The 16542-nt window shown below is 61.6% G+C and carries 8 protein-coding genes; 7 read left to right on the top strand and 1 reads right to left on the bottom strand.

What is annotated here, in order from left to right; translation table 11 throughout:
• Positions 1 to 93: 93 nt before the first annotated feature.
• Genes P1T08_02020 through P1T08_02005 form a run of 4 tightly spaced genes read left to right on the top strand, consistent with a single transcriptional unit; the run spans position 94 to position 14138 of the window.
• Positions 94 to 1869 (top strand): non-ribosomal peptide synthetase, encoded by a 1776-nt coding sequence (locus P1T08_02020; GenBank protein ID MDF1594864.1) that lies wholly within the window; start codon positions 94 to 96, stop codon positions 1867 to 1869.
• Positions 1862 to 5266 carry an amino acid adenylation domain-containing protein gene (locus P1T08_02015; GenBank protein ID MDF1594863.1) on the top strand — a complete coding sequence of 1135 codons (3405 nt, stop codon included), beginning with the start codon at positions 1862 to 1864 and terminating at the stop codon, positions 5264 to 5266. The genes P1T08_02020 and P1T08_02015 overlap by 8 nt, the downstream gene beginning before the upstream one ends.
• A complete protein-coding gene (locus tag P1T08_02010; protein MDF1594862.1) occupies positions 5266 to 12495 on the top strand; it encodes an amino acid adenylation domain-containing protein in 7230 nt (2409 codons plus the stop codon). Before P1T08_02015 ends, P1T08_02010 begins: the two co-directional genes overlap by 1 nt.
• Positions 12492 to 14138 (top strand): ABC transporter ATP-binding protein, encoded by a 1647-nt coding sequence (locus tag P1T08_02005; GenBank protein MDF1594861.1) that lies wholly within the window; start codon positions 12492 to 12494, stop codon positions 14136 to 14138. Before P1T08_02010 ends, P1T08_02005 begins: the two co-directional genes overlap by 4 nt.
• A gap of 26 nt (positions 14139 to 14164) precedes the next feature.
• Here the strand turns inward: P1T08_02005 and P1T08_02000 are convergent, their stop codons facing one another.
• On the bottom strand, positions 14165 to 14869 hold the full coding sequence (locus P1T08_02000) for a 4'-phosphopantetheinyl transferase superfamily protein (protein MDF1594860.1): 705 nt from the start codon (positions 14867 to 14869) through the stop codon (positions 14165 to 14167).
• 542 nt (positions 14870 to 15411) lie between these two features.
• Here P1T08_02000 and P1T08_01995 point away from each other — a divergent pair.
• From P1T08_01995 to P1T08_01985, 3 genes are all read left to right on the top strand, one after another.
• The gene (locus tag P1T08_01995; GenBank protein MDF1594859.1) at positions 15412 to 15642 is read left to right on the top strand and encodes a ribbon-helix-helix domain-containing protein; all 231 of its coding nucleotides are present in this window, start codon (positions 15412 to 15414) and stop codon (positions 15640 to 15642) included.
• Complete coding sequence (locus P1T08_01990) at positions 15639 to 16049, top strand: PIN domain-containing protein (protein ID MDF1594858.1); 411 nt, start codon at positions 15639 to 15641, stop codon at positions 16047 to 16049. Before P1T08_01995 ends, P1T08_01990 begins: the two co-directional genes overlap by 4 nt.
• Positions 16050 to 16164: 115 nt before the next feature.
• Entirely contained in the window at positions 16165 to 16449 is a 285-nt protein-coding gene (locus P1T08_01985) for a hypothetical protein (protein ID MDF1594857.1), read from the top strand.
• Positions 16450 to 16542 lie beyond the last annotated feature (93 nt).

The raw sequence follows: 16542 nt of genomic DNA, 5'->3' as shown, positions 1-16542 counted from the left end.
GCCGCCCACTTGCCTGAAAATGCTGGCAACCCATTGAGCTCAGGCGTTGGCCTAACTAACCTGACCCTGGGGCAAATACTGGGGCACGGGAACATGAGAACAACTGTCGAGATTGTGCGTGCATTGGGCTCGTCGACATCTGACGTTCTTCTGGCTCCAACCCGGGATCCGTCCTCTGGATATCACCTTGAGCGCGCAGTCGACCACCTCGCCTCCACGGTCAGCCGACTTGGCGTCTCCCGAACCGACGTCGTGGCGTCACTCGTGAACAACGGGCCAGAAGCCGTGACTGTATTCCTTGCGTCGGCAGCCGCCGGCATTGCAGCCCCACTCAATCCAGCGTTCAAGGCTGCGGAGTTGTCGTTCTACCTCGAAGATCTGCGTCCCCGCCTGATGATCGTCCCAGAAGACGCTCCGGAGCATCTTGTCGAAGCGTCTAGAGACGCCGGGGTGCCAATTCTTCGGATCGGCCCTGGTTTGAAGGCTGGTTCCGTGGCAATCATCGACACTCCTCCGACCACGGTTGGGGCCAGTCAATCGCCGGCCCCTGACGATGTTGCACTCATTCTCCACACCTCGGGAACGACATCGCGACCCAAGATGGTTCCGCTCACGCACGCCAATCTGACAGCGTCCGCTGCTCATGTGACAACGACCCTGCAACTCACCCCCGACGATCGGGTATTGAATGTGATGCCGCTGTTTCACATTCACGGCCTCGTAGCGGCCCTACTTGCCCCTCTGTACTCGGGCGGATCGATTGTCGCGACACCCGGGTATATCGCCACACAGTTCTTTGACTGGATGACCGCAACCTCCCCAACCTGGTACACGGCCGTCCCTACGATCCATCAATCCATCGTCGAACGGGTCCGATCTGCCCCAGAAATGGAACTACCGACGCTTCGCTTCATTCGCTCGTCCTCGGCATCGCTGCCGCCAGCAGTGATGAAGGGCTTGGAGTCGGCATTCGGCGCTCCGGTAATTGAGGCATACGGAATGACCGAAGCCGCCCATCAGATGTCATGCAACCCGCTACCGCCGGCGCGCCGCAAATCGGGATCGGTTGGTATTGCGGCAGGTCCTGAGGTGTCCATTCTGACGGCCGGTGAGGTACACCAGCGACGTCACGAAATCGGCGAAGTCGTAGTGCGGGGACCCAATGTGACGGCGGGGTACCTGACCCCAGCCGAGGATGCGTTCATCGATGGCTGGTTCCGGACTGGCGATCTCGGTCGATTCGACGAGGACGGATATCTGATCCTGACCGGTCGGTCCAAAGAGATGATCAATCGAGCCGGCGAAACCATCGCGCCGAGGGAAATCGACGAGGTCCTGCTCGAACACGAACTTGTGCGGCAGGCGCTGGCGTTCGGCGTCCCTGATCACCGTCTCGGAGAGCAGCCGGCCGCAGCAGTCGTCCTAGAAGCCGGCGCAGCCATCGATGAGCTCTCGTTGCGCAAGTGGGTCGAAGCGCGCCTGTCCTCGGCGAAGGTGCCGCGCCGCATCATCTTCATGGACTCACTACCCCTGGGCCCAACCGGCAAGCTACAGCGCATCGGCATGGCCGAACGGCTCGAGCTCTCCGACCTAGACGATGTTGCCGGCGCCGGCGCCGAATGGGTCGCGCCGAGGACGCGCACTGAGGAAGTTGTCGCCGAGATCTGGTCGGAGGTTCTCGACCGGGATTCGATCGGGGTCGAGGACCGGTTCCTAGACCTCGGCGGGGACTCGATGCTCGCCATCAGACTGCTCACTCGGGTTCGTGAACGTCTCCAGATAGATCCGTCGATCGTTGCGTTCTTCGATCGACCGACGGTCGCCGCCCAGGCCGAGCTCATCGACGAACTGCTCATCTCCGATGTCTGAAGCCGCCCGCCGTTCGGCAATCGATGCGCTGATCGCCGAACGGCTCGGACGGTCGACTCCGGTGCGGCACGTCGACTCGTCCGTGGCCCCACTGACGCATGTGCAGCAGAGCTTGTGGCTGACCTCACACCTCGAGGAGGGGGCGAACAACCGACCACTCCTACTGAGGTTGTCGGGCAACCTCGATAGCGCAGCACTCAGCGGGGCTATCGATTCCGTCGTTTGTCGACATCCCGTCCTGGTCTCTACGTTCCCACTGCAAGGAGCCGAGCCGGTGCAACTATCCGGCAATCGGCGGCCGGCCATGGAGATACGCGATGTGTCCGGAGAGAAGGACCCATTGGCGGCCGCCAGGTCACTCGCCGACGATCACACGTCTCGATCCTTTGATCTCGAGAACGAGGTCCCGTTCATCCCCCTGCTGATTCGGGTGTCACCGAACGAGCATCTTCTGGCGTTTGCCATGCACCACATCGTGTTCGACGGGTGGTCGGAGCCGCTTTTCGTCGACGAGCTCATCGCCCATTACGACGCAGCACTTGAGGGATCTGTTCCGGCAGGATTGCCGGACCTCAAAATCGACTATGCCGACCACGCCCGCTGGGAGCGGGCAACGACCACCGAGGATTCGTTCGAGAAGCAGCTCCAGTACTGGCGACGGCAGTTGGCTGATTTGCCGCCAGACCTAAAGCTGCCGCTCGATAGAGAAATGGATCCAGATTCGGTCGCGAATCCAGTCCACGTCCAGATCCCACCGGGGGTGATGTCCGGCCTTGAGGATCTCGCCAGAGGTCATGGTGCGACACTCTTCATGGTTCTGCTCGCTGCCTTACAGGTTCTCATCGCTCGACACGCCGGGGTGGACGACGTAGTGGTGGGGGTCCCCACTCCCGGCCGACCGCGATCGGAAACCGAAAACCTGATCGGTTGCTTCATCAACCTGGTGCCCATTCGAACCAGCCTGCAAGATAATCCGCGGTTCTCGGAGGTAATCGAGAACACCCGACGAACGACGCTTGAGGCGCTCGATAATTCGTCCGTACCGTACGGTCAGGTGTTCGGTGCGGTCAGGCCATGGTCGACCGACAGGATCCCCCTGCATCGCGTGCATTTCCAGATGCGCGACTTCCACCAGGCCATCCGGCAATCGACCCATCTTGAGGTCGAAGTCGTAGAGCCGCGGGTCGGCGCTACCAACCATCTCACCGTCCGGGCGACGCGCGCTCCGACCGGAGCGGCGATCACATTCGGTTATCACCCGGGAAGGTTCCGTCGGTCGACAATTGAACGTTGGTCCGAACACTACGTCCGCCTGCTCGAGTCGGTGGCCGGGACGGCGGATCCGACCATCCTCGACATTGAGCTGATGGGCGAGGCGGAACGGCGGACCACTCTTGAAGAATTCAATCCCGACGAAGCCGCCTACCTCCCATCACCGCCACTCGCATCCGAGTGCCTGCGTTCAGCAGCCACCCAATGGCCCGATTTCGTTGCCATGGAAGAGGGGACCCGTCACGTCACATATGCCGAGTTCGACCGAATGGTGGACTCTATCGCCTGGTCGTTGATGGATCGCAACTTGGGGCCAGAAGACGTGGTGATCCTCAGCGCCGATCGCGGGATCGATGCCGCAGCCGCGATGTTCGGGGCCTTGCGGACAGGAGTGGCCTACGTCCCGATCGACTCAGAGCTGACCAGCGAGTGGATGAACACGGTCATAGAACAGACAAAACCAGCGTTGGTGCTGACCACCCTGGAACCGTGGACACGAGATGACGGACTCGAGGTTAGAGGGATTTCACAACTGCTAGACGACAAGGCGCGACCGTTCCCCGGAAGACCAAAACCGGAGGATCTCGCCTATGTGTTGTACACCTCCGGATCCACCGGTCCTCCCAAGGGGGTAATGGTCGAGCAAGGCAACGTGGCTTGGTTCCTCAAGCAAACAGCCGACTTCGAGCCCCTCAGTCCGGGCGATCGGATCGTCTGGTTCCACAGCCTCTCGTTCGATGCCCACATGAACAGCCTGCACGCGGCGTTCGCCGGCGGCGCGACGGTCGTCGTCCGAGACGAGGCATCGTTCTACTCGATTCCTCGCCTCGTGGACTGGTTGACGGTCCACCGGATCAGCCACCTGCGCGTCTCGGCAGGCTTCTTCCATGTGCTGGTCGAGGAGCTCGCCGCGACCGGGTCGAAGCTGCCGGACACGCTCCGACTTGTCGCCTTCGGCGGGGAACAGGTGCGGGCAGACATCGTCAATCTGTGGCACGCCCTCACCGGAGGAAGCGTCCAAACCGTCGATTCGTATGGACCAACCGAGGCGACGGTCTGGGTTACGGCAAATGACCTCACCCAACCCCCGCCAACCGAACACGAATGGATCTCGATCGGCCCGCCCAGAGCTCCTTCCCGGGTCCACGTCATCGATGGACTCGGAAACCTGGCTCCGATCGGAATTCACGGCGAACTGTATATCAGCGGGCCACTGGTGGCTCGTGGATATCTCAACGCACCGGAACTCACGGCAGAGCGATTCTCGCCAGACCCGTTCTCTCGACTGGCCGGAACCCGCATGTACCGCTCGGGCGATATCGGTCGTTGGCTGCCAAATGGAACGCTTGAGGTGATCGGCAGGGTCGATCGCCAGGTCAAGATCCGCGGGTTTCGAGTTGAACCGGCTGAGGTCGAGACGGCGCTTCGGAAGGTGGCGGGAATCGATGCCGCCGTCGTCCTGGCAACTGAGGCCCCGAACGGCGACATGGAACTGCGCGGCTTCGTCACGTTTACCGACCATCAGCCAATTGACCTCCAAGCCGTCCGACGGTCGCTCGGGGTACCGAAGTTCATGGTGCCGACCAGCCTGACTGCAGTCTCGGAGATCCCGATGACCATCAGCGGCAAGGTGGACAAGAACGCTCTCCTCCGTGGCTCTCTCGAACCGGCCGCGACGATATTGGCACCGCGAGATCGTGCCGACATCGTCGCCCCAACCTCCACGGTTCCGGATCGCGGCGAGGTGGCCCGAATCTGGTGCGAAGTTCTCGGGGCTGATGACGTTGACGCAACCGATGATTTCTTCAATCTCGGTGGTCATTCACTGCTTGCCATCAAAGTGATCTCGCGAATCAAGGCGCGTCTCGGTGTGTCCGTAGAACTCACAGATCTATTCGAATACCCGACATTTGGAGCATTCTCGGACATGGTCCTGGCGACAGCTCGAGCCGACATCCCGAGTGGCAGCGTGGTCTCGCCCCCGATTGTTCGGACCTCGGAGCAACACGCAGATTCAATGGCTGGTTTTGACCCGGACATGGACGGTTTCTTGACAGCCCTCGAACAGATGACAGACGAGGAAGCCGAGGAAATGCTCCGACGACTCGACGCCGGGGGCAGGTGATGGGCAGCAGACTCCGCTCTCGCGGCCAAGCGCAGAATGGAAACGTTCTCTCCCCCATCGAAACGTTCGTTGAACGCGCCCATCAACACCCGGACCAGGTTGCGATCGAAGCTTCCGGGCGGGCCATGACCAACCGACAACTTCTCGATTGGGCGGGACACCTCGCCGATTCCCTGGCCAAGCATGGAGTGTCTCCCAATACCCGGGTAGCGATCGTCGGTCCTCGCGGCCCCGCCGCAATAGCTGCCATGCTCGCGACGCTGTCTCACGGCGGAGTCGTTGTCCCGCTCGACTGGTCCACCCCTACCGAACGACGGCGACTCATGATCAAGGACTCCGAGGCGACCTTGCTCGTCCAGATCGGCGAAGGACCCGCCATCGAAGCCGACGGGATTTCGCTGATTCGAATTCCCGCCTGGCCGGAAGAGGAGTTCGAGAAAAACTCACTCGATGTCATCGCCCGCTCCGCAGTTGATCCGGCGTACATCTTCTTCACCTCAGGATCGACCGGAAAACCGAAGGGCATCCTCGGCTCTTGGGGAGGCTTCAACCAGTTCATGCAGTGGATGGCGGAGACGTTCGAGATTGCCGAAGCCGATCGTGTAGCCCTGAGCCGCAATCTCGGATTCGATGCCGTAATGCGAGAGATCTTCGTGCCGCTGGTCAGTGGAGCGCGAATCGTGGTTGCCCCCGATCCCATGGACCCAGACGATGCCATAGCCTGGATCCGACGGCAGCGGATAACCATCACGAATGTCACTCCTTCCCATGCTGAGCTGTGGCTAGAGGGTGTGGAAGCATCCGCGTCGAGCCTTCGATGGGTCTTCTTCTCGGGCGAAATCGTGACCCCCCGCCTGGTAATGGACTGGCGAGCCCGCGTGAAGCCCTCCGGCGCGCTCGTGAACTTCTACGGCCCAACCGAAACCACGTTCATTCGCACCTTCCATGTAATAGGCGACGTTGTGCCCGGCCAACCCATTCCCGTCGGAACTCCCCTTCCGGGAACCGACATCCTCATCCTCGACGAGCACGGCCAGGAGGCTGAGAACGGTGAGATCGTCATCCGGACCGACTTCGGCACTCTCGGATACGTGAACGTCGACGACGACCAGAGCTTCGTCTCCAATCCGCTGACGGACGATCCCGACGACATCGTCTATCGAACCGGGGACGTCGGCTCGAGACGGGACGATGGGACTCTCGTCGTGTCGGGAAGGACCGATCTTCAGATCAAGATCCTCGGCGTAAGAGTCGAGCCGGAGGAGATCGAGGCGACCCTGGAAGAACACCCGGGCGTCAAGCGCGCCGCAGTAGTCCCGGTCCATCATGGCGGTCGGATCACCCGTCTCGATGCCGCAATAGTCACAGAATCCGAGACACCGACGACCACGTCTCTGCGGGAGCATCTCCGCTCGAAGGTCCCCCGGGTGGCGATCCCAGCACGATATGTTGTGGTCGACGCGATGCCGATCAATGCGAACGGCAAAATCGACCGGGCGGAGATCGCGGAGATCGTCGACAAGTCCGCTGCATTGGCCACCGATCGCAGCACCGATACCCAAGATCGGGTAGCTGCGCTTTCACCGGCCAAGCAAGCCTTATTGGAACGGCGCTTCTCTCAGCGGTCGCCGAACCAGGGGCTCACACCAGGGGACACCGACGGTCGGATCGCCCGGTTGTCACCCGCCAAACGCGCCCTGCTCGAGGCCAGGACTGGTGTGCCGCCAGCGGTCACTCCTCGCGTCAAGCAAGCCCCTCTATCTTCGGCACAGGAGCGGCTCTGGGTTCTGGACCGCATGTACCCGGGGAGTGCCAACTACACCATCACGAAGGTTCACCGTCTCCGCGGTCGGCTCGACATCGAGATACTCCGGCGGGCCTGCGAAGTCGTGGCGGCCCGCCACGAGATCCTCCGCACTCGCTACGTGGCAAACGATGGGGACCCTATCCAGATCGTGGACGATCCTGGCCCGGTTCAGTTGGCGGTGATCGATCTCAGCGATTGGGACGGAGATAGACAAGGCGAGGCCGAACGAATCACCCAGGAGGCTGCGTCGTACTCGTTCGATCTGGCCGGCGAACCGGTTTGGCGGACCACGATCCTGCGGATGTCGCCGGATGAACACATTCTGATCAGCGCTGTGCACCATATCGCCAGCGATGGGTGGTCGTTGCCGATCTTGTTCGGCGAACTCTCCTCGGCGTACAACGCACTCCGTGAGGGATCCGAACCAGATCTCGACTCGATGCCAATCCAATACGCCGACTACGCGATAGCGCAGCGCCAGGCGTTGGACGACGGAACCTACGATCGGGACCTGGCGTTCTGGCAGAGTCAACTGGTTGGTGCTCCGGACGCCATCGACCTCAACCCGGACCGGCCGCGGCCCGACATCATGACATTCACCGGGCGCAATCACAGGTTCGTACTCACCCAGACCGACAGGAACCAATTCCTGGCTCTGGCCCGGGAGGAGTCCGCGACGGCATTCATGGTCGGGCTTGCCCTGTTCATCTCGAACCTTCACGAGCGCTCAGGAAGCGATGATGTCGTCGTTGGCATCCCAAGCGCCGATCGGGCCTCCGGCGACACCCAGAGCCTGATCGGATTCTTGGTCAACACGCTGGCCATCCGGCACACGCTTCAGCCGGGATCAAGCTTTCGCGAAGTCCTCCGATCCGTGCGATCCTCGCTGCTGGCCGCCTACGATCACCGCGAGGTGCCATTCGAGCAAGTGGTCCGCGCCGTTGCACCGGCCCGTCATGCCGATCGAACGCCGCTGTTCCAGGTCTTCTTTCAGTTCGGCGTCTCGGCATTCGCCGCCGATCCGGCCTTCGTCGGAGTCGAAGCCGCATCCATCGAGAGGGTCTCCGAGGCTTCGAAGTTCGACTTCACGATGTACCTGGGAAACGACGAGACATCGCTAAACGGGAACTTGGTTTACAACACCGACCTCTTTGACGAGTCGACCATCGTCGGACTCCTCGATGAATTCGATCGACTCGCCGACCGCCTGGTGTCGAATCCCGATGCGCCGATCCAGACCCGACCTCGTGAGGTCGAAGGACCGACAAACCTGGCGACGGAGGCACCTCAGCCGGCACCGGGTTCCGACGTGGTCGATCCGGCCCTACTCGCCCGCATGTGCGACATATGGGGCGAGGTGATCGGTATCGACGTCGGCCCCGATGACAACTTCTTCGAATTAGGCGGCCATTCGTTGACCGCGATCAGGGCGTTCTCGCGAGTCGATGCCGAATGGGATGTGGGGTTGCCCATCAGCACCATCTTCGAAGCGCCAACCCCACGAGCGTTCGTGCGCGAGCTCGAGCGCTATCGAAGCGCCGAGCCGGCAGCCGAACACGAGTCGCGTACCAACCAGAATGAACGATCTCCCCTGTCGTTCGCTCAACGCCGGTTGTGGTTCCTCCACCGGTTGACACCCGAAGCCGGCAACTACCACACCCCCTGGCGAGTGCGCCTGTACGGGGAGCTTTCACTTCGGGCCGTGCAGCATGCAATGGATACCATCGTTGCGCGGCATCCCGTGTTTAGAACGAGAATACGCGAAGAGAATGGTGTCCCATTCCAGATCGTCGATAGCCCACGGCCGCACGCCATCGAGCTCGTCGAGGTCGATACCTCCCTGGACCTCTCCGCCGCGCTTCGTCACGAGGCGCTGGCACCGTTCGACCTGGCGAATGACCACCCGATTCGCACCAAACTCTTCCGGATTGCTGATGACGACCACATTCTTTCGATCGTGGCGCACCACATCGCCACGGACGCAGATTCGATGCAGATCATTCGAGGCGATTTGGAGACGCTCTACACGGCGTGGGTCGAAGGTCGCTCTGCCGATCTCCCGGACATAGCAACGACCTACGCGGATTTTGCGCGGCGCCAGGAACAGCAACTAACGGCCGCCGACCCCGATTTGAAGTGGTGGCTGAAGACGCTCGATGGTTCCACGTCGAATCTGGACCTGCCCACCGACCGGATCCGTCCACCGCAGAGTGATGGAGAGGCCGGAGTGGTTCGATTGGAAATCGATGCGGAGGTCTCCGGAGAGGTCGAGCGTGTGGCCCGCGACGAGGGAATGACGCCGTTCATGGCCTACCTGGCCATCTATGCACTGCTCATTCACAGATTCACCCGACAGGACGACTTCGTCATCGGGATCCCGAGTACCGAACGCAACAACCTCGAGTTGGAGAACGTTGTCGGCTTTTTCGTCAACCCACTCCCGATCCGGGTGCGAATCCGGCCAGAGTTGACCATCCGGGACCTGCTCAATCGTATCCGCTCGGCGATGCTCGAAGCTCTGGCGCATCGACACGTCCCCTTCGATGCGGTGGTGGAGCACCTCGACGCACCAAGAGACACGTCCCGGACGCCCATCTTTCAGACGATGTTCGACATGAGATCTGGGCAATCGTCGGCGTTGTCGTTGCCGCACCTCTCCAACGTTCCACTCGGCGTCGACCTCGGCTCCCATCCGGCGAAGTACGACCTTCGCACCCATGTCACGAAGAGGGACGATGGTGTTCGCTTCCTCATGGAGTTCAGAAACGATCTCTTCGACAAGGAAACGGTGCTTGCCATGGCCGAGCACTACACAGAACTGCTTCGAGCCACAGGGGAGGACACCGACCGACGGATCGACACCCTTCAGCTCGAACCTGCTCGTCCAGTTTCCGAGCCTAGATCTATCGCCAAAGCACGACTCATCGACCTCGCAGACCGGGTGTTCGACCGCGCCCCGTCGTCGGCAGCCATAGTGGATGGCAGGAAGCCCCATTCGTTCGGCGAACTCGCGGCGGCGTCGCATCAGATCGCTAGCGCTTTGGAAGCTGCAGGCATCGAACCCGGCGACGCGGTAGGCGTACAGATGGCGCGCGGATCAAGCATCGTTGCGGCGATCGTTGGGATCTTGCGCGCTGGAGCGGTCTACGTTCCTCTCGACCTCGCCTATCCACAGGCGAGAATCGACACGATCGCTCAGGACGCCCGGTTGAAGGCGATTCTGTCCCAAGGCAACGGCATCAACGATCCACGAATCGAGGTCAGAGCAGTTCAGCGAGAGGCCGACCCGGGAACATCTGACCGGATCGCCTACATCATGTATACCTCGGGTTCCACCGGGTCACCGAAGGGCGTCGAGATCGAAGAACAATCGATCGTCAATCTCGTCAGCGACCCGAATTATGTCGACCTATCCAGCGATTCGGTCATCGGATTCGCCTCCAACACAGGGTTTGATGCAGCCACGTTCGAGATATGGGGGGCTCTTCTCAACGGCGCGGCGCTCCACGTCATAGACAGTGCCACCCTGCTCTCCCCGGATTCACTTGTAAGAGAAATCCGCGCAAGCGGTATCACGGTTATGTTCCTGACGACCGCTCTGTTCAACGCCGTAATACGCCATGCGCCGGACGCGTTCGAATCGCTAGACACGCTCATGTTCGGCGGCGAGGCCGCGGACTCGGATGCCGTGCGCTCGTGTCTCGAATCCGGGCCACCGCGGAGGCTGGTAAATGTCTACGGGCCGACCGAAACAACCACCTTTGCAACGTGGAAACTCGTCACGAACGTGCCAAGTCGCGCCAGGACCGTCCCTATCGGCACACCGATCTCGGGGGCCACGGCGACCGTGGTAGACGCGAACATGAACCCCCTTCCAGCCGGTGCTCCCGGCGAGTTGGTTGTCGGAGGGCTCGGCGTCGCCGCCGGGTATCGCAAGAACCCGCAGCTCACCAACGAACGCTTCGTGACCCTCGGAGGGCAACGGGTGTACCGAACCGGAGACCTCGTGCGCCGCAGGCCCGACGGCGACATAGAGTACCTTGGAAGGATCGATCGACAGGTCAAACTGCGCGGATTCCGAGTCGAGCCGGGCGAAATAGAAGCCCACCTCCGCAGTCACCCGGCCATCGAACAAGCCCACGTCGCGGTACGGTCGACTGGAGCCGACTCGCGACTCGTGGCCTACGTAGTCGGGAAGATCACGTCACAGACGGCCATAGACCATCTCGGTCCGCTACTACCAGGCTTCATGATCCCGTCGGCGGTCGTCATCGTCGACGCCTTGCCCTTGACGGCCAACGGCAAAGTGGATGAGGCAGCGCTCCCCTCGCCCACAGTTCCACAGCGGTCCTTCCAGCCGCCCCAGGGAGCCGCCCAGATAGGGATGGCCCGCCTGTGGGAGCAGACCCTCGAGGTCCAAGACATCGGAGCGGACTCCAACTTCTTCGACCTCGGCGGACACTCGCTCCTGGCCATCCGACTGACGGCAGCGATAGAGAAGCAGTACGGCAGACGCCTCCCCCTGTCGGTTTTGTTTGAAGCACCTACGCTGGCCGCGTTCACGGAACGCATCAGCGCGCAGGGGCCTCGGCCGGGCGGCCCCGTCATCACTATCAAGCATGGGACCGAAGGCAGTCCCATCGTCTGCATGCCCCCCGCCGGAGGCAATGTCATGACGTATGAACTGATGGCCCGCAGCCTCAAGACCGGTCGCCCGATCCTCGGGATTGAGGCCGTGGGCCTGGACGGAAGGTCCTCACCGCTCAAAACGATTGACGCGCTGGCCGTCCACTGCCACACAGCGATGAAGTCGGAAGGTAGCACCGGCCCCCACGTTCTCGTCGGATACTCCCTGGGGGGTCTGATCGCGTTCGAGGTCGCCAGGCGGCTCCGCTCCGAAGGAGAACCCGTGGACCTCGTCGTCCTGATCGATGCCCGATTCCGGCCCGGCGGGGCACGCCGGGCTAGCTCGGTGAGCAAGCGAATGTCGGGTCTTCTCCACGGAACGCTCGACCGAAGGCGGATTGGCAAGCAGCTGGCCCTTCACGCTCGCCGACTCGGCGGCCGCCTCCGTCATGGACCGAAAACCGTGATGGCGCGAGTCACCGGTCGCCCTCTCAGCCCTCGGCTGGTCGAGAGGCTGATGTTCCGTGCCGCGACTAGGGCGGCTTCGACCTACAAGCCGGGACCGTACGATGGACGAGTGCTCTTTATTCAGGCGGGCGACAATACCGATCCGTCGAAGGTCGCCGCCCTCACTCCCTGGCGGGAGGTAACCGGCTCGAATCTCGAAGTTGTCGGTGTTCCGGGAACCCATCGGGGCGAGCAATCATTGATGCGTGCCCCGCATGCACAGATGGTGGCTAAGCACATCCAGGCAGCACTCCGCGCTGAGCCTGCTCAGACGGCGGAGCTGCGATGAGTTGGCCAGTTTTCAAGCGCTACATCGGCCTCTATCGCTCCTCACGAGGTCGACTTCTCGGAGGCGTTCTCCTCTCGATCTTGAACGCGCTCACCCTGATTCCGATACCCATACTCGTCAGGATCGCGATCGACGAGGCGATACCAGCTCGCGATATAGATCGGCTATTGACGATCGGCGCCATGATCCTCGGTTTGACACTCCTCGGCGCGGCGCTCTCATTAGGGGGCGGATATGTCACGGCTTCAGTGGTCCGCGACGCTATCAAGCGTCTTCGGCAGGATGCCGTCGAGAAACTGTTCCTCGTGAGTCGGAGGTTCGTCACATCACAGGAACCGTCCGTTCTCCATGATCAGATCGTCCAGGAATCCGAGCGCATCGATCGCGGTACCAAGGCCGTTTTTGATACCTATCTTCCCGGGTTCGTGATCGTTGTGGGAATCGGCGCAGTCCTGATCGAGATGAATCCAGTTCTGGCGGCCATCACGCTTGGCTTCGGCCCGGCCATCATGCTTACGGGTCGACTGTTGGGGCGGATCCTACGACAACGTGTCCGGCATCAGCACCGGATGTTCGAACACTTCAGTCGTGAAGTTCTACGAATTCTCAGGACCATGGACTTGATCCGAACCCACGGAGCCGAAGAGATGGAGATGGATCGGATCGCGCTGCGGGCGGGCGAATTGGAGGAAGCGGGTGTACAGCAATCCTTGTGGAACAAGGCGTATTCGCTTTCGCAGACCACTTTGCTGGCTCTCGCGGGAGCTAGCGTCCTCATCGTCGGCGGAATTTTCGTGGCTCAGGGCAGCTTGACGCTGGGGGATCTCATTTCGTTCTATGCCGGGTTCGCACTGATGCGAGGCCCGCTTGGAGGAATAGCGCTGAGAGTCCCCGCCGTCATTGAAGGCTTAACGTCTCTCTCGCATCTCGACGCATTACTCACAGAAGGGGATGCTCGACCGTATCAAGGCTCGACCGAGATCCAATTCGCGGGTCACCTTCGAGTGGTGGATGTCACGTTCGGATACGGAGAGGAACCCGTGCTCGAAGGCGTGTCACTCGAACTGCAGCCAGGGAGCGTCATCGCCATCACGGGGCCGAACGGCTCGGGGAAGTCGACGCTCGTGAGTCTCATACTCGGGTTCTATCGCCCTGATCGAGGCCAGCTCTTGGCGGACTCAATCCCCTATCCCGATCTTGACATGATCTCGCTTCGCAGGAGGATGGGTGTGGTCCCGCAGCAGACGGTGCTCCTGCACGGGTCGGTGGTCGACAACATCACTTATGGTCGTATCGGACTGAATCGGGACGATATCGACCGGGCGCTCAAGGTCGCGGACGCCTCATTCGTTGAGAGCTTGCCGGACGGACTAGACACGGACATCGGTGATGAAGGTGTCTTTCTCTCGGGTGGTCAGCGTCAACGACTCGCAATCGCGAGAGCCGTCATCCACAGGCCAAGCATCCTGATCCTCGATGAGCCGACGAACCACCTCGACCGTGACGCTCTCCATGCCGTCATCAGTAACATCGCCACGCTTCAACCACGCCCTGCGGTGCTACTCATAACCCACGATCCGGCCGTGCTCGGCGGGGTTGACGAAGTCATCGAACTCAAGGGCGGCCGCATCGTATCGAGCTGAGGTAGGTCGCCAGCGATCCGGCAGCATCACACTGCCTCGATAGCCAGCGAAGCCAGCACCAGGCGCTGGCGCCATATTGTCTGGACCGAGTAAACCGTTCCTGCCCGAACGTCGGCTGCGAGATCGTCGAGCAGTTGGAGGGTCACCTGATTCGGATGTGCACCGGGTCGAACGTATGCAGCGTCGAAACCGAAAAGCCTCCCAACCCGTGGGAACAATGCCTTGTAGAGGGCCTCTTTGGCAGCGAAGACCGCTACTGCCGTGCGCTCGGGAGCGCTGTTCAACAGCGGTTCCAACCCGACCCGTTCCGATGCCGAGGTGATCATCGTGATGAGGTCGGGAAAGAAGCGATCGAGACTCTCGATGTCCAGGCCAAGCCCCGACCAGTGCTTCTGCCAGGCCACAGCCGCCAGAGCCGTCCCGTCTGAGTGCGTGATCGTCCCTATCGCTCCGGTCGGCCAGATCGGTTCCCGACGACCACCGATCAGCACAGGCGTCTCTTCCACACCGAGACCACGCAGCGCTTGCCGGGCGGCCGCACGCCCGGCTGCAAACTCCAAGCGTCTCGCCTCGGTTGGTCCCTCGCCGAGAGCGCTCAGTTCACGAGAGGCAATCGGGTCGTGGGCGACGGCATCCATGTTCAAGTGACCCAAGTCCACCTGGGCGAATCCGACTCCACGGGGAAACGGCGAGTCCCAGCCGGTGAGGCCTGGTGTTCCTGATGAAGTCATCGCGGGTGCCGGGGAAGGGTATAGGAGACGGCCGGTGGTATCAGAGCGATACGGTGCCTGCCGGGGCCGGGACACTTCACCGGTCGGTCGGTGTTCTCAAGCGGACCGGAGCACGGATTGTCGTTTAGCAACGAAGGTTGCTCAATGAGGGTGTCCCGGGGGTCGGCCATCGAAATCCTGGGAGCCTTCTCGCCGTAGAACCCGCAATTGTCGAGGACGTCGTGCACGTGATCTGACAATAGCGATCCTGGCCCACTGAGAAACACAGCGCTTTCGTCTTGACCGCCCCGTCCACGTGGAGTGCGCCAGAGCCTCCGCCCAGCTGTGCACCAGGCGACGGGACCGACCCACGCCTCCCGGAAGTCGAGATCCAGGAGTTGGCCGAGACCGGGTTCGCTCTGGGCCACAGCATCGTGCTCGACGCTCATCCTGGCTGGCAGGTCGGCTCAGACCGAACTTGTCTAGAACCTGGGACCGCGCACCTCAACCCGCGAGGGGAGCACTATGTAGGCGTCGCAACAGCGCCTATGTATAATGACTCCATGAAGACGATTACGATCACCATCCCCGACGAACTCGACGCCGAAGCAGCAGCCGAAGCGAAACGCCGGGGCATCTCCAAGTCCGAGCTGATCCGCCGCGGCCTGGCCACTCTCCTCCCCAACCAGGACACCCGGTCGGCTGACGATCCGTGGCACCAGCTCGCCGGCTTCGCAGGCGAAGAATTCACGACCGAACCGGGCGAGATCGACCGGGTGGTCTACGACTCGTGAAGTTCGCCGACACCAGCTGGTGGGTGGCGTGGTCCCTCCCCGGGGATGGAGGGCACTCCGATGCGTTGGCGATGCTCGCCCATCTTGGATCTGCCGAACAGGTACTAACCACCAATCTGGTCGTAGGAGAAACCTGGACGTTTCTCCGCCGCAAGGACGGTCACCGAACTGCCCTAGCCTTCCTCGACCGGATCGGCGCACTCCAACAGCAATCCAAACTCGCCGTCCACCGGGTCACCATCGACCAAGAGAACAACGCGTGGGCCTGGCTGCGGAAGCACGACGAGAGGAGCTACTCGTTCGTCGATGCAACAAGCTTTCAGGTGATGCGCAACCGCCGCCTCCGCGAAGCACTGGCGTTCGATCAGGACTTCGCAGCGGCAGGCTTCCTCGAACTACGCCCGTAACCCGCACTCCGATGTGAGGATATGGGGGTAATCGGGGGCGGGTTTCTTGGACGATGGGTGGGGGGTCTGGGACTCTGTGTGGTGGCCCCGTCCGGGGCCGGGAAAGGATGCCCGTATGTCTTGGTTCCCGTGTTTGATTCGGTCTGTTTCACCGGCTGGACGGCTGCGTGTGCAGTTGGGTCATCGGGTGGTTGATGACTATCTGGAGTTCTTGGCGGCCCGCTGCCGATCGAACACGGTGTTGGCGGCCGGGTTCGATCTGAAGGTGTTCTTTGCGCTGATTCCTAAGGATCCTGATGCGGTGACCACGGCGGATGTGTTGGCGTTTATCACCGCGCAACGCAATACCGGTGATCCCAAGGTGATCCGCCTGGCCGATGGCGAGTCGGGGTTTCTTTGACATAACTCCATCCTCGCTTCCAAGGTAAAGAGTCTCCAAGAATCCCAGGGCGATACAGTTGTCGGCTCGGACGATCCAACGGCGACTGTCGTC

The sequence above is a fragment of the Acidimicrobiia bacterium genome (assembly GCA_029210695.1).
In the GTDB taxonomy this organism is placed as follows: domain Bacteria; phylum Actinomycetota; class Acidimicrobiia; order Spongiisociales; family JAHEDJ01; genus JAHEDJ01.
The sequence above is the reverse complement of the archived record's forward strand: the minus strand, read 5'-3'. Positions and strand labels throughout refer to the sequence as shown.